Here is a 17,887-nt window from a genome sequence, read left to right as displayed (position 1 = left end):
TCCCGCCCGCCCCGCCGAAGGCGGGGCAAACACAATTGTCGTACCCCAGGGTTACGCTCTGGCCATGTCCGACACCGCCACGGTCACCACTCCTCCCGAGGGCGACGCGCCGGCCCGGAGGCGGCCCGCGCTGTCGCCGTCCCGGGCGAGCGACTTCAAGCAGTGCCCGCTTCTCTACCGGTTCCGCGCGGTCGATCGGCTGCCGGAGGTGCCCACCCGGGCGCAGCTGCGCGGCACGCTCGTCCACGCGGTTCTGGAGCGGCTTTTCGCTCTCCCCGCCTCCGAACGGGTCGCTCCGCGGGCCAAGGAGCTGCTCGCGCCGACGTGGTCGGAGCTGTCCGCCGAGAGTCCGGAATGGACGGAGCTGTTCGCGGACGGCGAACCCGGGGAGGCCGACAAGTGGCTGGCCTCGGCCGAAAAGCTGCTCGATGCGTATTTCGAGCTGGAGGATCCGCGCCGGCTGGAGCCGGAGGCGTGCGAGCTGCACGTGGAGATCGAGCTGGGCTCGGGCGTGCTGCTGCGCGGGTACATCGACCGGGTGGATGTCGCGCCGACGGGCGAGATCCGCGTGGTGGACTACAAAACCGGTGCCGCCCCGCGGGAAATCGGCGAGGCCAAAGCGCTGTTCCAGATGAAGTTCTACGCGCTGGTGCTGTGGCGGTTGCGCGGGGTCGTGCCGCGCCAGCTGAAGCTGATGTATCTCACGGACGGCCAGTCGCTGGCCTACACGCCGGACGAGGCGGAGCTGGTCCGGTTCGAGCGCACGCTGGAAGCGATCTGGCAGGCGATCCTGAAGGCCGGCAAGACCGGCGATTTCCGGCCCAACAAGGGCAAGCTGTGCTCGTGGTGCGATCACCAGGCGCATTGCCCGGAGTTCGGCGGGACGCCGCCGGAGTATCCGGGCTGGCCCGAGCCGGATCCGGGCGAGGAGACGGCCCTGGACCGGGCCGACTGATGGGCGACGCGTTCTTCCTCCCGCTCGGCGGCGACCGCTACGAGGCGACTGAGCACACCAGCGGCCCGTGGAGCCCGGGAGCGCAGCATTTCGGCCCTCCGTCGGCGTTGCTCGTGCGCGGGCTCGAGCGGCTGGAGGCGAAGCATCCGGCGCAGCTGGCCCGGGTCACGGTCGAGATCCTCGGCCCGGCTCCGGTGGGCGAGCTGGAGCAGCGGTCGTGGATCGAGCGGCCGGGCCGGACGGTGGAATTGGTCCAGTCCGAGCTGTCCGCGAACGGGCGGACGGTCGCGCGGGCGTCGGGGTGGCGGATCGCGACGTCCGACACCGCCGAGATCGCCACCGACGGCGGTCCGCTGCTGCCCGCGGCCGAGGCGGGGAGCGAGGCGGCTTTCCCGGACGACTGGCAGGGCGGTTACCTGCACGCGATCGAGTGGCGTTCGGTCCGCGGCTCGATTTCCGCGCCGGGCCCGGCCGCGGTGTGGGCGCGGCAGCGGTATCCGCTGGTCGACGGCGAGGAACCGACGGGCCTGCAACGGCTGTTCGCCATCGCGGACTCCGGGAACGGGGTGTCGCACTTCCTTCCAGCGGCGGAGTGGTGGTTCATCAACTCGGAACTCACCGTGCACCTGCGCCGGATCCCCGAGGGCGAGTGGATCGGGCTCGACGCGGTCACGCTGGTCGGGCCGCACGGGATCGGCAGCGCGACCAGTACGCTGCACGATCGTTCCGGTCCGGTCGGCACCGGCGCGCAGGCTTTGCTGGTGCGTCCGCGACAGGCCGGGGGCGGATGAGCGCCCTGGCGCGCGCGAGTCCGATAGCCTTCGCGGAACGATCGACAAGGGAGCGCTCCGGCATGCAGATCACCTCGGTGGTCAACCAGAAGGGCGGGGTGGGCAAAACCTCGCTGAGCGTGGGCGCGGCGGCGGCCCTCGCCGAACGCGGCAGGCGGGTGCTGCTCGTCGACCTCGACCCGCAGGGGCACGCGACGACCGAGATGCTCGGCATGGACGAGGTCCCGGCGGACGCGCCGAGCCTGGCGAAGGCGCTGACGAAGCTGTGGAAGGGCCCGATCGAGCAGCTGGCCGTGCCGCATCCGCGCAGCAACCTGGGCCGGGGCGGAGCGTTCGACGTGATCCCGACGTCGCCGGGGATGTTCGACCTGATCCGCAGGCTGGACCAGTTCCGGGTGCCCGGCTGGCAGCTGGCGCGGGTGATCCAGTTCGCGCACTACGACCATGTGATCATCGACTGCCCGCCCGCCCAGGACGTGCTGACGAACAACGCGCTGGCGGCGTCGCACGGCATCCTGGTGCCGGTCCAGCCGGACAAGACGAGCATCCGCGCGCTGCGCCTGCTGTCGGAGCAGGTCCGGTACGTGGAGCAGACCACCGGCCGCTCCCCGATCGCCTGGTTCGGCATCGTTCCCGGCCTGTACCGCCGCCCGATCTCGCACTACGCCGCGGCAGCGCTGCAGGAGATGTACTCCTTCGGCGTGCCGATGCTCTCGCACGTCCCGCTGGGCGTGGTGATGAACGAAGCGGCCGCGCACGGCGTCCCGGTGACGACGTTCGCGCCGGAGACGATCCAGGCCGTGTCGTTCCGGGAGATCGCCGAAACTCTCGACGGCTACCTCGCGCAGAATCCGGGCCCCACCGAGGTTCCCGCCGACGACGAGTTCGTCTTCGAGGACTTCATCTCCGAGGTCGCGGTCGCCCGGAACGTCAACGACAACGGCGCGCGCAAGAAGCTGTACGACCTGATGCCGAAACGCCCGAACCGCCCGCGCTGACGCACCGTCCACATGCGACAGAGGGCGTCTCCCCGAAGATAAGACGCCCTCTGCTCAAGAGTTTTCTACAACCGGCACGAGCGGATGTCCGAGGCCAGCACCGCTTTGGCGCCCGTTTCGGCCAGCTCGTCCATGATCCGGTTGACTTCCTTGCGCGGCACCATCGCCCGCACCGCGACCCATTTCTCGTCCGCGAGCGGCGCCACCGTCGGCGACTCCAGCCCCGGAGTGATCGAAATGGCCTGGTCGAGGATCTCCCGCGGGCAGTCGTAGTCCAGCATCATGTAGTGCTGCGCGAAAACCACGCCCTGCAGCCGAGCCGCCAGCTGCGATTTGGCCCGCGACCCGTCGCTCCCGGCCCGCTGCAGCAACACCGCCTCGGACGCGCAGATCGGATCCCCGAACGCCACCAGATTGTGCTGCCGCAACGACCGTCCGGACTCGACGACGTCCGCGATCGCGTCCGCCACGCCGAGCTGGATCGAGATCTCCACCGCGCCGTCGAGCCGGATCACCTCCGCCTCGACCCCGTGCCGCGCGAGATCGTCGCGGACCAGCCGCGGGTAGGACGTCGCGAGCCGCTTTCCCTGCAGGTCGGCCGGTTTCCAGTCCCGTCCGGTGGGGGCGGCGTACCGGAACGTCGACGCCCCGAACCCGAGCGCGAGCACCTCTTCGACCGGGGCCCCCGAGTCGAGCGCGAGGTCGCGGCCGGTGATGCCGAGGTCCAGCTCGCCGGAACCGACGTAGATGGCGATGTCCTTCGGCCGGAGGAAGAAGAACTCGACCTCGTTGACCGGGTCGAGCACGGTCAGGTCCTTGCCGTCATGTCGCTTGCGGTAGCCCGCCTCGGAAAGCATCTCCGCCGACGCGGCGGCGAGGGCTCCCTTGTTCGGCACGGCAACACGCAGCATTTCGGTCTCTCCTCGGTCTCCGGTGCGCGAGCGCGTCACAGGTAGCGGTACACGTCCTCGGCCGAGATCCCCCGGCCGAGCATGAGCACCTGCACCCGGTACAGCAGTTGCGAGATCTCCTCCGCGAGCCGGTCGTCGGATTCGTGCTCGGCGGCGATCCACACCTCGCCCGCCTCTTCGAGCACCTTCTTGCCCTGGGCGTGCACTCCGGCGTCCAGTGCGGCGACGGTGCCGGACCCGTCGGGACGGGTACGCGCGCGCTCGGCAAGCTCCGCGAACAGCTCATCGAAGGTCTTCACGGGACCGGATCCTTTCATCCCGCGCTCGTCCGCGTCCTTCCGGGTGACCCGGAAGCCGCCGAGTTCACAGCGACGGCAGCAGCGCGGCCAGCTCGGGCACGCCGACCCCGGCCAGCGACGTGCGGAACACCCGGCGCGGACCGTCCGGGACGGCCACGTCGTTGGGCACCACGAGCACCGTGCAGCCGGCGCTCTCGGCCGACTCCGCGCCCGGCGGCGAGTCCTCGACCGCGACGCACCGCGCCGGGGCCACGCCGAGCAGTTCGGCGGCCTTCAGATAGGGCCGCGGGAGGGGTTTGTTCTGGCCGTCGACCTCGTCGCCGCAGACCGTGACGTCGAAGAACTCCCGCCCGATCGTGTCGAGCGCGAGTTCGGTGAGCGCCCGTTCGGTGGAGGTGACCAGCGCGGATTTGAGCCCGGCCGCGCGGACCGCGGCCAGCGCCTCGCGTGCGCCCGGACGCCAGGGCAGCGCGTCGTCGAACAGCCCGGCGGTGCGGCGGCGGATCCACTCCCCCGTTTCCGCGACCGCTTCCGGCGTGACCGGGCGGCCGGTCTGCTCCAGCAGCACGGTGGCGGTGGCGTCCATGTTGGACCCCACGAGCGTCATCCGGATTTCCTCCGGAAGCGTGCCGCCGAGCGCCTCGGCGGCCTCGTACAGCGCGACGTCCCACAGTTTCTCGGAATCGACGAGGGTGCCGTCCATGTCCCAGAGGACAGCCGCCAATCCGTCCGAAGTGGACGGTGCAGTCACAGTTTCTCCTTGTCCGGTGCGCCCGCTCCGGCCGGGCGCGCTCGCCTCCAGCGTCCCACGCGGGCCGCCGTGAGCGGGGCCACACCCGCTCCGTGACACGCGGGGGCGGACACGCTGCGCAGCGTAGGTGGCGAAGGCCGTAGGCTGGTCAGGTGAGTGAGCCTGTCGACGACACCCCGCGGCCCGGCGACCCGGAGCAGGACCGCGCCGATGCCCAGCGCCCGATCATGATCCTGGCCTTCGAAGGCTGGAACGACGCGGGCGACGCGGCCAGCCAGGCGATCGAACACCTCCAGCTCACCTGGGACGCGACGCCGCTGGCCGAACTCGAGCCGGACGACTACTACGACTTCCAGGTCAGCCGCCCCACGGTGAAGATGGTCGACGGCATCACCCGGAGGGTCGAATGGCCGACCACCCGGTTGTCGGTCTGCCGTCCCGAGGGCTTCGACCGCGACCTCGTGCTGGTGCAGGGCCCGGAGCCGAACATGCGCTGGCGGAAGTTCTGCGCGGAGATCGTGGAGCACGTCCAGGAACTGGACGTGTCGATGGTGATCGCGCTCGGCGCCCTGCTGGCCGACACCGCGCACACCCGCCCCGTCCCGGTCACCGGGACGGCCTACGACAAGGACACCGCGAGCAAGTACCGGCTCGAGGTGAGCAACTACCAGGGCCCGACCGGGATCGTCGGGATCCTGCAGGACTACTGCGTGCAGGTCGGCATCCCGGCGGTCTCGATCTGGGCCGCGGTGCCGCACTACGTGTCGCACCCGCCGTCGCCCAAGGCCACGCTGGCGCTGCTGCACAAGCTCGAGGACGTGCTCGACGTCGAGATCCCGCTGGGCGCGCTGCCGGAGCAGGCCGAGGAGTGGCAGCAGACGGTCAGCGAGATGGCCGACGAGGACGAGGAAATCAGCGAGTACGTGCGCAGCCTCGAGGAACGCGGCGACGCCGAGACCGACTTCACCATGGAAGAGGTCTCCGGCGACAAGATCGCCGCCGAGTTCGAGCGGTACCTGCGGCGGCGCCGGCCCGGGCAGGACGGCGGGTTCGGCCTCCGCTGACCGGTTCGGGGCAGGCGTGTTCCCGGGTGCACGGGCGAGGGAACGCACCGTGATCGCCGAACTACGAACAGTAATCCGAGCCGCCCGGCGGGATGACGGCGCCTGCGCCGTTGACTGATCGCCCCGTGCTGCTCTGGTGCCTCGCCGAGCGCGTCTCGTTGACTGGTCCGGCGCGAGCGACATCGCGCGGACCAGGAGGTACGAGCATGTTCGCCAAGGCACTAGCGGCGGACCGCGTCGGCGGCACCGGTTTCACCGGTGAAGGCGGATGATTTCGGCGCCTGCATGGACTACGCGGTGGGCGAGTACGCCATCGAGCCCTGGCTCGCACACGACGCGTGCGACGCCGCCACGTTCGAGGAGTGTTACTGGGTCCTGCACCGCGCCTACGTTCCCGCTGAGGTCGCGGTGACGGCCTGTCGGCTCTCGTTCGACTGATCCGCACCACGACGCGACCGGGCCGCGCGGGCAGTCCGGTCGCGTCCGGGCTCAGGCGGTGAGCAGCTTCCGCACCGGGACCGCGCCGCGTGCCCGCTTCCGCCACTCCCGCGGATAGCCGAGCGACACCTCCTCGAACCGCACGCCGTCCGCGGAGGTCGTGCGCGGGATGTGCAGGTGCCCGTACACGGCCAGCTCGGCGCGGTAGCGCAGGTGCCAGTCCTCGGTCTGCGTGGTGCCGCACCAGAGCGCGAAATCGGGGTAGTACAACGGGTTCGTCGGATGCCGGTGCAGCGGCCAGTGCGACATCAGGATCGTGCGGCGGTCGTCCGGGATCGCGTCCAGCCGATCGCGGGACACCTTCAGCCGTTGCTCGCACCAGGCCGCACGCGATTCGTACGGATCCGGGTGCAGGTAGTACTCGTCGGTGCAGACGACGCCGATCTCGCGGGCGTGCGCGAGCGCTTCTTCGCGGGTCTTGCCCTCCGTCGCCGGGGTGCGCCAGCTGTAGTCGTAGAACACGAACAGCGGCGCGACGGTCAGCGGCTCCGGGCCGAAGTCCCACACCGGGAACTCGTCCTCGGGGGTGAGCACGTCGATCGCCCGGACCTGCTCCACGAGGAACTCGTACCGGGCCTGGCCGCGCAGCTGGCATTCGTCGTTCGGCGTGGTCCACAGCTCGTGGTTGCCCGGGACCCACACGACCTTCGCGAACCGCTCGCGCAGCCTCGCGAGCGTCTCCCGGACGACCTTGGCGGACTCGGCGACGTCTCCGGCGACGAGCAGCCAGTCGCCGGGATCGTCGGGCACGATCTCGTCGACGATCGGGCCGTTGCCCTCGTGGGTCACGTGGAGGTCGCTGGTGGCGAAGAGAGACGGCACTCGTCCACCGTAACGACTTTCCGCGTCCGGGAGCGCCGCGACCGCCCCTTCCCCCACCCCAGAACGACCAGCCCGGCGCTCACGTGGAGGCTTGCCTGCACGTTCAGCAGCACTGTCGGCCCGGTCACCGCGACGAGCGCGCCGGCCAGCAGAGAACCGGCCGCCGTGCCCGCGGCCATCAGCGCGTAGACCGTGCTCAGCACCCGTCCCGCCCGGTCCGGGCCGGTCTCCGCCTGCACGTGCGACAGCAGCCCGGCACCGGCCACGACGGCGGGCGCACCGACCGCCATGAACAGCCCGACGTACACGCCGAGCACGGTCGTCGCGCCCGGCAGATTCCAGATCGCCATCGACAGCAGCCCCGCGGCGACCAACCCCCAGCCCTGCAACAACACCGGCGCGACCCGGCGGGCCAGCGTCGCCACCGCGAACCCGGCCGCCAGGCCTCCGATTGCCTGCACGCCGCGCAGCAGCCCGGCGTCGGCCTCGCTCCCGCGCAGGATGTCGAGCACGAACACCACGAACAGCCCCAGGAACATGCCCTGCGCGAGCGAAGTCAGCAGCGCCGACGCACTCGTCGCCCGGAGCCGCTTGCCCGCCAGATCACGGACGCCCGCGAGCCAGGCCGTCCGGTCGGGCGCGGTCTTCCGCACCGCCGCCCGCCGGAACGGGAACGCGAGCAGCAATCCCGCGGCCGCCAGCGCGACGAGGTAGCCGACGATCACGCGGTCCAGCCCGCCCCAGCCCAGCAACGCTCCCCCGGCCCAGCCGCCCGCGAGCCGCGCGACGCTGCTGTTCACGCTCATCAGGCCGTTCGCCGGGGTGACGTCCTCGACGCCGACCAGTTCCGGCACCAGCGCACTGCGCGCCGGTTCGAACACCGACGCCAGCCCTGCTTGCGCCGCCATCACCGCGTAAACCGCCGGGACCGGCAACGCGGAGCTGGCGAGCAACGGCAGCACCACGAGCGCCTGCCCGGCGCACACCGCCGCCAGCACGACCCGGCGGTCCCAGCGATCGGCGACGATCCCCGCGACCGGGCTCAGCAGCACCGCCGGCAGCAGCCCGAGCACGATGCTCAACGCGGTCGTGACCGCGGATCCGGTGCGGACGAACAGGTACACCGGCAGCGCCACCTGCAGCATCCATTCGGCCGTCTCGCCGAAGAACGCCGAAACCCAGAGCCGGGCGAATCCCGGGGCGGCCAGCAGCCGTCTCACGCCGGTTTCCCGTCGTGCCCGATCCGGCGGAAGGCGCGCATCCCGAGGAAGACCGCGCGGGCGTCCGCGGGCGCGTCCTCGCGGATTGTGCTGACATACGGCCGGACCAGGTCGTCGATCGCCTTGGTCAGCGCGGTGACCTCTTCGGGCGTCGCTTTCAGGCCGTAGGAGAAGAATCCGCTTGCCTCGCGCCACTCCTCGTCCAGCTGCTCGACCGTGTCGAGGTACCGCTGGGTCAGTTCCTGCTCCTCGGCCAGCTCGGTGCCGGCGACCGCGAGCTGCGCCGCCGTGAGCGCCGGGTCGCCGCCCGAGCCGCCGAGCACCAGCCCGACCTGGCACGCCCGCCAGGGCCGCTCCCGCCCGTCGCCGCCCTCGGCCCGCTCGACCAGGCCGTGTTCAGCCAGCTTGCGCAGATGCCAGCTGCAGTTCGACGCCGTCGAGCCGACCGCGTCCGCGCATTCGCTCGCCGTCGACGGACCGACTGCCATCAGGTGGTGCACCAGCGCGGACCGCAGCGGGTGGGCGAGCGCGCGCAGCAGCTCGACGTCGTCGACCCGTTTCCTCGGGGGCAGTTCGGTCATCAGCCGTCCGTCCAAACTCTGAAAGGTTTCTTTCGAAACTGTTCTTTCAGAGTTGCAGGCAGGAGGTCGATCGTCAAGCCGGGCGGTTACCCGGCCCCGAAAAAACGGTTTGCCAGGCACCGTGCGCTCCGCGTTATGCTCCCGGCCATCATGGACAGCTGAACCGAGCCCTCCCCGCATCGAGGCCGCTCCCGGTCGAGCCCTGCTCCCGGGAAGCCGCGCGTTGCCCGTCGGGGATTTCGCTTCCACCGCAAAGGCCCGGTGCTCACTCATGTCTACTGTCCTGCACGCCTCCGACCTCGTGTTCGGCTACGGCGGCCGCACCGTCCTCAACGGCGTCTCGCTCGTCGCGTCGCCCGGGAGGCGGATCGGCCTCGTCGGCGAAAACGGGGTCGGGAAATCCACCTTGCTCCGGCTGCTCGCCGGACTGGAAATCCCGCGCGCCGGCGACGTCGTGCGGCACGGCGACCTCGGCTTCCTCTTCCAGGAACTGCCGTTCGCCGGCACCGCAACGGTTTCCGACGTTCTCGACGAGGCTCTCGCCGAGATCCGCACCGCCGCCGCGACGCTCGACAAGCTGGCCGCGGTGCTCGCCGACCGCCCCGACGACCCGGAGGTGCTCAGCGAGTACGGCCATGTCCTGGAATGGGCGCAGGCCCACGACCTGTGGGACGCGGACCGCCGCGCGGACCTCGTGCTCACCGGTCTCGGGCTCGGCGACATCAAGCACGACCGGTGGCTGCACACGCTCTCCGGCGGACAGCGGTCGCGGCTCGGGCTGGCCGCGCTGCTGGTGCGGCGGCCGCGCATTCTGCTGCTCGACGAGCCGACCAACCACCTCGACGACAACGCGATGGAGTTCCTCGAACGCCATCTCGCGGAGCTGACCGGCGTCGTCGTGCTGTCCTCGCACGACCGCGTGTTCCTCGACGCGGTCTGCACGGACATCGTGGACCTGGACCCGGTTCCGGCGGACCGTCGCGTCGGCGGCGCGACGCGCTACGGCGGCAGCTACACCGACTACCTCCGCCAGAAAAAGGCCGAACGAGCGCGGTGGGAACAGCGGTTCACTGAAGAACAGGAGGAACTCAAGCAGTTGCGGGAATCCGTGCACGGAACCGCGCGCCGCGTCGCGCACAACCGTGCGCCGCGGGACAACGCGAAGATGCTCTACGACTTCAAGACAGGTCGCGTGCAGAAGCAGATTTCCCGCCGCGTCCGCAACGCGCAACTCAAGCTCGAGACGCTGGAGCGCGAGCAAGTCCGCAAACCGCCCGCGCCGCTGCGGTTTCGGGCCACGCTCACCGCGGACACCAGCGGCGAAGGCCCGGCGGTGTCGGTGCGCGGCATCGCTGTGCCGGGCCGTGTGGAGCTGGACGAGCTGGATGTGGATCGCACCGCACGGCTCCTCGTGACCGGCGGCAACGGGGCGGGCAAATCCACGCTGCTGTCGGTGCTGGCCGGTCAGCTCACGCCGTCGGCCGGGACTGTCCACTTCGGACCCGGCGTGCGAGTGGGATTACTGGAGCAGGATGTCACGTTCGCTCGCCCGAAGCGGACCGCGCAGGAGGTGTACCGCGCCGCGGCCGGGGAAACGGCGCCTTCGCTGTCCACTCTCGGGTTGCTGCCGCCGAGGGAACACGATCGTCCGGTCGGCGAGCTTTCCGTCGGCCAGCGTCGCCGGTTGGCGCTGGCGGTGCTGCTCGCCGAGCCGCCGGACGTGCTGTTGCTGGACGAGCCGACCAACCACCTGTCGCTCAGCCTGGCCGAAGAGCTGTCCGAAGCGCTCGACAGCGCGCCGGGCGCGGTCGTCCTCGCTTCGCATGATCGGTGGTTGCGCCGCCGTTGGGAAGGCGACCACCTCGCGTTGGCGGACGGCCACCGCGAGGATGTATAGGTCGTTATACAGTTCACTGCGCGGACAGTGGCCGGATCGATGTCCGGCCACTGTCCGGTGCTGAGCGGGTTTAGAGAACGATGCCCAGCAAGGCGTCCACGGCCTCCTTGATCAGGCCCGGAGCGGCCTGATCGGTGCCGTCGCGGCGCAGTGCCGACGTGACCCACGCGTCGATCGCCGTCAGGGCCTTTGGCGTGTTCAGGTCGTCGGAGAGGTGGTCGCGCAGCCGGGCGACAGTGTCCTCCGCATCCGGCCCGGCCGGCAGCGCGACCGCTTCGCGCCAGCGGGCCAGCCGCTCCTGGGCGTCGACCAGCAGCTGGTCGGTCCATGCCCGGTCCTCGCGGTAGTGCCCGGCGAACAGGGCGAGCCGGATCGCCGCCGGGTCGACGCCGTCGGCGCGCAGCCGCGACACGAAGACCAGGTTGCCGCGGGACTTCGACATCTTCTCGCCGTCGAGCCCGATCATCCCGGCGTGCACATAGTGCCGGGCGAACGGGTGGTCGGCGGCGACGGCCTCGGCGTGCGCCGCGCTGTACTCGTGGTGCGGGAAGATCAGGTCGGACCCGCCGCCCTGCACGTCGAAGCCGAGCCCGAGCCGGTTCACCGCGATCGCGCTGCACTCGATGTGCCAACCCGGCCGTCCGGCGCCCAGCTCCGACTCCCACGACGGCTCGCCCTCGCGCGCGACGCGCCACAGCAGCGCGTCCAGCGGGTGCCGTTTGCCGGGACGGTCCGGGTCGCCGCCGCGCTCGGCGAAGAACTTCGCCATGGTCTCGGCGTCGTAGTTCGATTCGTAGCCGAACCGGCCGGTCGCGTTGTGGTCGAAGTAGATGTCCGGGAACTCGGCGTCGTCGGCGCGGTAGGCGCTGCCGTCGGCGAGCAACTTCGCGATCACCTCGACGATCTCCGGGATCGCCTCCACGGCGCCGACGAACTGCCGCGGCGGCAGCACCCGCAGCGCCTCCATGTCCTCGCGGAACAGCGCCGTTTCGCGCATGCCGAGCACGATCCAGTCGTCCGAATCGCGTTCCGCGCGCTCCAGCAGCGGCTCGTCGATGTCGGTGACGTTCTGGACGTAGTGCACCTCGTGCCCGTTGTCCCGCCACACCCGGTTGACCAGGTCGAACGCGAGGTAGGTGGCGGCGTGGCCGAGGTGGGTGGCGTCGTAGGGGGTGATGCCGCAGACGTACATCCGGGCGGCGGCGCCGGGAGCCGTCGGGCGGACCTGCCCGGTCGCGGTGTCGTGGAGCCGGAGGGGGCGGGGGGCGCCGGGCAGCCGGGGCACGGCGACGGATGACCAAGTCTGCATGCCTCCGACTGTAAGCGTGACGTCCGTCCGCTTTCCCACCCGGTGGGAGAGACCGCCGCGCGGTCCCTCCTACCGGAACGGTCAGAGCCGCTGCCGGACGGCGTTCGCCCGGACGGCGTCACGCACGTACGCCCCGATGCCGGGCCGCTGCTCGTCCTCCCGGACGAGGAACGCCAGTTGCGCGGGCTCGTCCGCGTACAGGTCCGCGATGCGCTGCTGCATCTCGTACCCGCACTCCCCCATCACCGCGGACAGCATCGCCCGGTGCTCCTCGGCGAGCTGGCCCGCCTCCGGACCGTCCGCGGGCGCACCCGCGTCGACCAGCGCGACCAAGCGGCTGACCCAGTCCTTCCGCCGCCGCTCCGCCTCGGCCCACTCCTGCTTGGTGTCCGGCAGCCGCGCCTGCTGCCACTCCGGCGTGGAACCCCAGCGCCGGACCGCCTCCTCCGCGTAGCCTTCCGGCTCCCGGAACCCGCCGAACACTTCGAACTTCTCCTCGGGCGTCAACGCGTTGCCCATGGCTCTCGCCTCCAGCAATCGGTCGACGGCCGCGACCATGTGCGCGATCCGGTCCGCCTGCGCCACCAGCAGCTCCCGCTGCCGTTTCAGGTGGGCGTCGGCGTCGGTTCCCGGATCCGCGAGCACGGCCGCGATCGTCTCCAGGGGAAAGCCGAGCTCCCGGTAGAGCAGGATCCGCTGCAACTGGTCGAGATCCGCGCTGTCGTAGCGCCGGTAGCCGGCCGCGGTCCGCCCGCTCGGCGACAGCAGCCCGATCTCGTCGTAGTGGTGCAGCGTGCGCACGGTGACACCGGCCAGCGCCGCGACCTCGCCCACCCGGTAGCCCATCGCTCTCCCCCTGTTTCTTCGGCCGAATGGCCCTTGCGAGAAACCACGATCGCGCCTCACGTCGCGTGAGGGTCAAGTGTGGTGGACACCTCAGTCCGGCGCGAGTACGAACGAAGAATGGCACTGCGCACGCCGATCCGCGGCCGCTCCGCTCTTCCGCCCGGTCCGCGACTGCCTCTCGCGGTGCAAACCGCCCTCTTCGGCGCTTTCCGCAACGCCCTGCTGCCGCTGCTGCGCCGACGCTACGGCGACGTCGTGCGGCTGAAGCTGTACCCGGAGCGGTCGGTGGTGCTGGTGGGCAACCTCGACCTGGTCCGCGAGATCTTCGCCGGTCCGGTCGAGACGTTCCATGCCGGCGAGGGAAACATGGTGCTCAAACCCATGCTGGGAGCGCATTCGGTGCTGCTCACCGACGAGGAAGAGCACCGCAGGGCGCGGAAACTGCTGATGCCCGCGTTCAACGGGGCGGCGATGCGCGGGTACCGCGACATGGTCGCCGAGCTGACCGTCGCGGAACTGGAGCGGTGGCCGCGGGGCCGGGCGTTCCGGGTGCACGACCGGATGCGGGCGCTGACGCTGGAAGTGATCCTGCGAGTCGTTTTCGGCGTGACCGACGGGCCTCGGCTGGCGGAGTTGCGTGTGGCGCTGGAACAGGTCGTCGACATCAGCGCGCTGGACCTTTTCGGCTGGCACAGCCCGGCGCTGCAGAAGTTCGGGCCCTGGCGGCGGAATCGGGGGCGGCAGGAGCGGGTCGACCAGTTGCTGTACGCGGAGATCGCCGAGCGGCGGGCGGCGCCGGATCTGGCCGAGCGGACCGATGTGCTGTCCCGGTTGCTGACCGTGCCCGGCGACGATCAGCTCAGCGACCTCGAGCTGCGCGACCAGCTGATCACGTTGCTGCTGGCCGGGCACGAGACCACCGCTACCGCGCTCGCTTGGGCGCTGCACGAGCTGGCCCGGGACCCGGTGACCGCCGCGGCGACCACTCGCGCCGCCGACGAGGGCGACGAGAAGTACCTGGAAGCGGTCGCGAAGGAAGCGACGCGGCTGCGGCCGATCATCTCCGAGGTTTCGCGGAAGCTGACCAAGGATGTCCAGGTCGGGCCGTATACCGTTCCGGCCGGGTACATGGTGCTGCCGTCGATTTCGATGATTCACGCGGACGCGGAACATCACCCGTCGCCCGAAGTGTTCGATCCGACGCGGTTCCTCGGCAGCGGTCCGCCCGCTGGCAGCTGGTTCCCGTTCGGCGGCGGCGCACGACGGTGTCTCGGGGCGGGATTCTCCTTGCTGGAAGCGACGATCGTGCTGCGGGAGCTGTTCACGCGTTACCGGGTCAGCGCGCCCAGTCCCCGTCCGGAACGGACGAAGACCCGTCACATCACCCTCGTGCCCGGGGATGGCGCACGGATCATGGTGCACCGCCGGTAAGTCCGTGAAGGGCTCCTTGAGGGAATGTGATTCCCTCAAGGAGCCCTTCACGGACCGTTGTCTGAGCCGGTCAGCGGCGGCGGGTGCGGAGGTAGTCCCCCACAACGGCCGCGCCCAGGCCGTCCAGGTCCGGGGCCACGACGCGACCGCCGGAGCGGCGGGCGATCGTGTCCACGAAGGCTTCCAAGCGCGGGTCGTCTCCCAGCCGGAAGACGGTGACGGACGCGCCCAGTTTGGCGATTCTGTCCACTTCGGACAGTGTCTTGTAGATGGTCGCCGGTTCCGGCGGGTAGGAGAATTCCGCTTCGCCGTCGGGTTCCAGGTGAGCGGTGGGTTCTCCGTCGGTGACCATCAGGACCACCGGCTGGGCGTCTGGGTGACGACGCAGGTGGCGTCCGGCCAGCAGCAGCGCGTGGTGGGCGTTGGTGCCTTGCTCCCAGGTGCCTTCGAGACCGACCAGTTCCGGCAGTTCCACCGGCATCGCGTAGCGGCCGAAGGTGATCAGCTGCAGAGCGTCGTTGCGGAACCTGGTGCTGATCAGCTGGTGCAGGGCCAGCGCGGTCCGCTTCATCGGCAGCCAGCGGCCCTCCTGAACCATGGACCACGACGTGTCGACCAGCAGCGCTACCGCGGCACGAGAGCGGTGTTCGGTCTCGATGACTTCGACGTCCTCGACGTCGAGCCGAACACTCCCCGCACCGACCGCGGTCGAGCGCAGGACGGCGTTGCGCACGGTCCGCGGGACATCCCAGGGTTGCATGTCCCCGAACCGCCAGGGGCGGCTCGAACCGGTCGGTTCGCCCGCTGCGCCCGCGGACTCGGTCTCGCGTTCCCCGGTTTTGCCCCGCAGCGAATTGACCACATCGGACAGTGCGGTCTCGCCAAGCCGGCGCAATGCCTTGGGAGACAGGCGCAGGGTGCCGTCCGCGGCGCGTTCGAACAAGCCCTGCTGGCGCAGTTCTCGTTCCAGTTCGGACAGACGACGGGCGTCGACCCCCGCGTCCGGCCCGAGCTGGCGTTCCAGCGCCTCCAGGTCGATGTCTTCCAAGCGGGCGCCGGGATACGACTGGCCCAGTTGCTCGGCGAGGGCGTCCAGCTCCGCCAGGTCGGCCATCGCCTGTGCGCCTTCGCCGAGACCCAGCGGGTCCTGGCCGCGGAAGCGCGAGGACGACGTCCAGTCCTCCCCCGGCCGCAACGCGCGCAGCTGGGAGTCCAAAGCGGACAGTTGCTGCGCCAGCCTCGGGTCGCCGAAGGCTTGCTGGGCCAGCTCGGCCAGCTCGGCCCGTTGTTCCTCGGACATCGAGTTCAGCATGCGCTGCGCGGCGGCGGAACGGGCGGCCAGAACGTCGATCAGCTCGTCGACGTTCTGCGGGTTCTCCGGGAAGAACTCGCCGTGCCGCCGCATGAACTCGGCGAAGCGTTCGCCGATGTCGCTCGCGCCCTGGGCGTGCGCGGAGAGCAGCGCGTTGAGGTCGCCGAGCATCTGGTTGATCCGCTCGACGTCCTCGGGGCCGGCGTTCTGCATCGCCTGCTTCATGCCCTGGAACCGCGCGTCCAGCATCTCGCGGCCGAGGAGGTCGCGGATCTGCTCGTACTTCTGCCGGGCTTCGTCGGAACGCCAGTCGTACTCGTTCAACTCGCGAACAGCTGCGGCGGTGCCGGGCGGCAGCGCGTCCAGCTGTGCCTCGCGGAAGCGGGCCTCGTCGTCGGGGTCCGGGAAGAGTTCCCGGCGCTCGGCTTGCAGCGCTTCCTGCAGCAGCTGCTGGACTTCCCGCAGCGTGCCGTCCAGCCGGTGCCGCCGCTGGATCTGCGAACGGCGCTGCCACAGCTGACGGGTCAGCTCGTCGAGCCCGGCGGTGCGTTCGGTGCCGCGGCGCAGCAACTCCTCCAGCGCCGAACGCGGGGACGAGCCGCCCATGACCTCGCGGCCGATCTCGTCCAGCGCGTCCCGCAGGTCCGCGGGCGGGGCCAGCGGATCCGGCCCGTCGTGCCACGGGCCGTAGGAATATCCCTCCGGTAAGAGCGGCATTATTCGCCGTACACCGTCGTGCCGTCGTCGGAGTCCTTCGCCAGTCTGCGGGCGAGGAACAGCGACTCCAGGGCCAGTTCGACCGCGGCCGCGATCCGGCCGGCCGGTTCGTCCGCGGACACTCCGGCCCGCTGGGCGACCTCGTGCAGCACCGGCAGTTCCGGCAGCGCGGCGAGAACTTCCGCGCCGGGCACGCGCTCGCCGGTGGCGACCAGGTGGCCGTCCGCCACCGCGTCCGACAGCGGGCGCAGGTCCAGTCCGGCGAAGCGTTCGCGAGCGGTTTCCGCGATCGCGCGGCGCATCAGGTGCACGAGGTGCTCGACCTCGCGGCCTTCCTCGCCGGGTTCGAACTCGACCTTGCCGCGCAGCACGGCGGGCACGGCGTCGAGGTCGACCGGCCGGGCGACCGCCGGGTCCTCCCCCGTCACCGCGGCCCGGCGCAGCGCGGCCGCCGCGACGGTTTCGGCCGCCGCCACCGCGAACCGGGCGGACACGCCGGAACGCTGGTCGATCACCGGCGACTCGCGCAGGTTGCGCACGAACCGGGCCAGCACCTCCAGCAACGGCTCGCCGACCTCCGCGACGAGGTTCGCCTCCTGGCGCACCACGGCGACCTCGGACTCGACGTCGAGCGGGTAGTGCGTGCGGATTTCCGCGCCGAAGCGGTCCTTCAGCGGCGTGATGATCCGGCCGCGGTTGGTGTAGTCCTCGGGGTTGGCGGTGGCGACGAGGAGCACGTCCAGCGGCAGCCGCAGCGTGTAGCCGCGGACCTGGATGTCGCGTTCCTCCATGACGTTCAGCAGCGCGACCTGGATCCGCTCGGCCAGGTCGGGCAGCTCGTTGATGGCGACGATGCCGCGGTGCGCGCGCGGCACGAGTCCGAAGTGGATGGTCTCCGGGTCGCCGAGGCTGCGACCCTGCGCCACCTTCACCGGGTCGACGTCGCCGATCAGGTCGCCCACGCTCGTGTCCGGCGTGGCCAGCTTTTCGGTGTAGCGCTCGCTGCGGTGCCGCCAGGCCACCGGCAGGTCGTCGCCGAGTTCGGCGGCGCGGCGGATCGAGGCGGGCGTGATCGGCTCGAGCGGGTGTTCGCCCAGTTCGGAGCCCTCGATGACCGGGGTCCACTCGTCGAGCAGGCCGGCCAGGGTGCGCAGCAGGCGGGTTTTGCCCTGGCCGCGTTCGCCGAGCAGGACGACGTCGTGGCCGGCGAGCAGGGCGCGTTCGAGCTGGGGCAGCACGGTGCGGGAGAAGCCGACGATGCCAGGCCAGGCGTCGCGGCCCTCGCGCAGCGCGGCGAGCAGGTTGTCGTGGATCTCCCGCGCGATCGGGCGCGGGGCGTATCCGGCGGCGCGGAGCTCGCCGGCAGTACGGGGAAGAGCGTCGGGAACAGCGTTCACCCCTTCGACGCTACTGACCGTTCCGGCATCCGTCGATGTGGAGCGGCTCCAGCCGGGCGGGGATCGGCGGAGCCGGGAGGAACCGGTA

Annotated in this window: 17 protein-coding genes; 7 read left to right on the top strand and 10 right to left on the bottom strand. The window is 70.9% G+C overall.

From position 1 onward, the window contains the following. The first annotated feature begins 64 nt into the window (after positions 1-64). The 3 genes from H5411_RS25285 to H5411_RS25275 all read left to right on the top strand — a co-directional run bounded on the left by H5411_RS25285 (position 65) and on the right by H5411_RS25275 (position 2,744). Positions 65-955: a RecB family exonuclease gene (locus tag H5411_RS25285; protein ID WP_101439864.1), complete on the top strand. Its 891-nt coding sequence runs from the start codon at positions 65-67 to the stop codon at positions 953-955. Next, on the top strand, positions 955-1,746 hold the full coding sequence (locus H5411_RS25280; protein ID WP_101439863.1) for a thioesterase family protein: 792 nt from the start codon (positions 955-957) through the stop codon (positions 1,744-1,746). Before H5411_RS25285 ends, H5411_RS25280 begins: the two co-directional genes overlap by 1 nt. A 62-nt stretch (positions 1,747-1,808) precedes the next feature. Further along, positions 1,809-2,744, top strand: a complete 936-nt coding sequence (locus H5411_RS25275) for a ParA family protein (RefSeq protein WP_101439862.1) — start codon at positions 1,809-1,811, stop codon at positions 2,742-2,744. A 65-nt stretch (positions 2,745-2,809) separates the two neighbouring features. Here H5411_RS25275 and hisG read toward each other — a convergent pair whose 3' ends face one another. The 3 genes from hisG to H5411_RS25260 all read right to left on the bottom strand — a co-directional run bounded on the left by hisG (position 2,810) and on the right by H5411_RS25260 (position 4,705). After that, the gene (gene hisG / locus H5411_RS25270; RefSeq protein ID WP_183125233.1) at positions 2,810-3,655 is read right to left on the bottom strand and encodes an ATP phosphoribosyltransferase; all 846 of its coding nucleotides are present in this window, start codon (positions 3,653-3,655) and stop codon (positions 2,810-2,812) included. Between the two features lie 35 nt (positions 3,656-3,690). Further along, positions 3,691-3,954, bottom strand: coding sequence for a phosphoribosyl-ATP diphosphatase (locus H5411_RS25265; RefSeq protein WP_033287726.1), 264 nt, complete (start codon positions 3,952-3,954; stop codon positions 3,691-3,693). Between the two features lie 64 nt (positions 3,955-4,018). Then, on the bottom strand, positions 4,019-4,705 hold the full coding sequence (locus H5411_RS25260) for an HAD family hydrolase (RefSeq protein ID WP_101439860.1): 687 nt from the start codon (positions 4,703-4,705) through the stop codon (positions 4,019-4,021). A gap of 152 nt (positions 4,706-4,857) precedes the next feature. On the opposite strand from H5411_RS25260, the gene H5411_RS25255 reads away from it, so the two are divergent. Both H5411_RS25255 and H5411_RS25250 read left to right on the top strand, forming a co-directional pair. Continuing rightward, positions 4,858-5,769 (top strand): PAC2 family protein, encoded by a 912-nt coding sequence (locus H5411_RS25255; protein ID WP_101439859.1) that lies wholly within the window; start codon positions 4,858-4,860, stop codon positions 5,767-5,769. 285 nt (positions 5,770-6,054) lie between these two features. Then, positions 6,055-6,207 carry a hypothetical protein gene (locus tag H5411_RS25250; RefSeq protein WP_158242568.1) on the top strand — a complete coding sequence of 51 codons (153 nt, stop codon included), beginning with the start codon at positions 6,055-6,057 and terminating at the stop codon, positions 6,205-6,207. Positions 6,208-6,258: 51 nt separating this feature from the next. Here the strand turns inward: H5411_RS25250 and H5411_RS25245 are convergent, their stop codons facing one another. The 3 genes from H5411_RS25245 to H5411_RS25235 are packed head-to-tail and all read right to left on the bottom strand — an operon-like array spanning position 6,259 to position 8,890. After that, on the bottom strand, positions 6,259-7,089 hold the full coding sequence (locus H5411_RS25245) for a metallophosphoesterase family protein (RefSeq protein WP_101439857.1): 831 nt from the start codon (positions 7,087-7,089) through the stop codon (positions 6,259-6,261). Then, positions 7,053-8,309 carry an MFS transporter gene (locus H5411_RS25240; RefSeq protein WP_101439856.1) on the bottom strand — a complete coding sequence of 419 codons (1,257 nt, stop codon included), beginning with the start codon at positions 8,307-8,309 and terminating at the stop codon, positions 7,053-7,055. The genes H5411_RS25245 and H5411_RS25240 overlap by 37 nt, the downstream gene beginning before the upstream one ends. After that, positions 8,306-8,890 carry an ArsR/SmtB family transcription factor gene (locus tag H5411_RS25235; RefSeq protein WP_183125232.1) on the bottom strand — a complete coding sequence of 195 codons (585 nt, stop codon included), beginning with the start codon at positions 8,888-8,890 and terminating at the stop codon, positions 8,306-8,308. The genes H5411_RS25240 and H5411_RS25235 overlap by 4 nt, the downstream gene beginning before the upstream one ends. Before the next feature lie 271 nt (positions 8,891-9,161). On the opposite strand from H5411_RS25235, the gene H5411_RS25230 reads away from it, so the two are divergent. Beyond that, positions 9,162-10,787: an ABC-F family ATP-binding cassette domain-containing protein gene (locus tag H5411_RS25230; protein WP_183125231.1), complete on the top strand. Its 1,626-nt coding sequence runs from the start codon at positions 9,162-9,164 to the stop codon at positions 10,785-10,787. 70 nt (positions 10,788-10,857) lie between these two features. Here the strand turns inward: H5411_RS25230 and mshC are convergent, their stop codons facing one another. Both mshC and H5411_RS25220 read right to left on the bottom strand, forming a co-directional pair. After that, positions 10,858-12,096, bottom strand: coding sequence for a cysteine--1-D-myo-inosityl 2-amino-2-deoxy-alpha-D-glucopyranoside ligase (gene mshC, locus H5411_RS25225; RefSeq protein WP_183125230.1), 1,239 nt, complete (start codon positions 12,094-12,096; stop codon positions 10,858-10,860). Between the two features lie 81 nt (positions 12,097-12,177). Further along, on the bottom strand, positions 12,178-12,942 hold the full coding sequence (locus tag H5411_RS25220; protein ID WP_183125229.1) for a MerR family transcriptional regulator: 765 nt from the start codon (positions 12,940-12,942) through the stop codon (positions 12,178-12,180). Positions 12,943-13,059: 117 nt separating this feature from the next. Between H5411_RS25220 and H5411_RS25215 the strand changes: the two genes are divergently transcribed. Beyond that, positions 13,060-14,373, top strand: coding sequence for a cytochrome P450 (locus H5411_RS25215; protein ID WP_183125228.1), 1,314 nt, complete (start codon positions 13,060-13,062; stop codon positions 14,371-14,373). Between the two features lie 70 nt (positions 14,374-14,443). Here the strand turns inward: H5411_RS25215 and H5411_RS25210 are convergent, their stop codons facing one another. Together H5411_RS25210 and H5411_RS25205 are read right to left on the bottom strand one after the other, a co-directional pair. After that, positions 14,444-16,402 carry a vWA domain-containing protein gene (locus tag H5411_RS25210; protein WP_101439850.1) on the bottom strand — a complete coding sequence of 653 codons (1,959 nt, stop codon included), beginning with the start codon at positions 16,400-16,402 and terminating at the stop codon, positions 14,444-14,446. Continuing rightward, positions 16,402-17,799 carry an ATP-binding protein gene (locus H5411_RS25205; RefSeq protein ID WP_183125227.1) on the bottom strand — a complete coding sequence of 466 codons (1,398 nt, stop codon included), beginning with the start codon at positions 17,797-17,799 and terminating at the stop codon, positions 16,402-16,404. Before H5411_RS25205 ends, H5411_RS25210 begins: the two co-directional genes overlap by 1 nt. Between the last annotated feature and the right edge of the window lie 88 nt (positions 17,800-17,887).

It is taken from the genome of Amycolatopsis echigonensis (genome assembly GCF_014174495.1).
GTDB classification, from domain to species: Bacteria; Actinomycetota; Actinomycetes; order Mycobacteriales; family Pseudonocardiaceae; genus Amycolatopsis; species Amycolatopsis echigonensis.
Note: the sequence above shows the minus strand (reverse complement) of the source record. Positions and strands in the feature narration are given on the sequence as shown.

What these genes read in the sequence shown, in the direction of transcription:
- H5411_RS25285 (WP_101439864.1), top strand. Translation starts at nt 65, where the DNA reads ATGTCCGACACCGCCACGGTCACCACTCCTCCCGAGGGCGACGCGCCG.
- H5411_RS25280 (WP_101439863.1), top strand. Translation starts at nt 955, where the DNA reads ATGGGCGACGCGTTCTTCCTCCCGCTCGGCGGCGACCGCTACGAGGCG.
- H5411_RS25275 (WP_101439862.1), top strand. Translation starts at nt 1,809, where the DNA reads ATGCAGATCACCTCGGTGGTCAACCAGAAGGGCGGGGTGGGCAAAACC.
- hisG (WP_183125233.1), bottom strand. Translation starts at nt 3,655, where the DNA reads ATGCTGCGTGTTGCCGTGCCGAACAAGGGAGCCCTCGCCGCCGCGTCG.
- H5411_RS25250 (WP_158242568.1), top strand. Translation starts at nt 6,055, where the DNA reads ATGGACTACGCGGTGGGCGAGTACGCCATCGAGCCCTGGCTCGCACAC.
- H5411_RS25235 (WP_183125232.1), bottom strand. Translation starts at nt 8,890, where the DNA reads ATGACCGAACTGCCCCCGAGGAAACGGGTCGACGACGTCGAGCTGCTG.
- H5411_RS25230 (WP_183125231.1), top strand. Translation starts at nt 9,162, where the DNA reads ATGTCTACTGTCCTGCACGCCTCCGACCTCGTGTTCGGCTACGGCGGC.
- mshC (WP_183125230.1), bottom strand. Translation starts at nt 12,096, where the DNA reads ATGCAGACTTGGTCATCCGTCGCCGTGCCCCGGCTGCCCGGCGCCCCC.
- H5411_RS25220 (WP_183125229.1), bottom strand. Translation starts at nt 12,942, where the DNA reads ATGGGCTACCGGGTGGGCGAGGTCGCGGCGCTGGCCGGTGTCACCGTG.
- H5411_RS25215 (WP_183125228.1), top strand. Translation starts at nt 13,060, where the DNA reads ATGGCACTGCGCACGCCGATCCGCGGCCGCTCCGCTCTTCCGCCCGGT.
- H5411_RS25210 (WP_101439850.1), bottom strand. Translation starts at nt 16,402, where the DNA reads ATGCCGCTCTTACCGGAGGGATATTCCTACGGCCCGTGGCACGACGGG.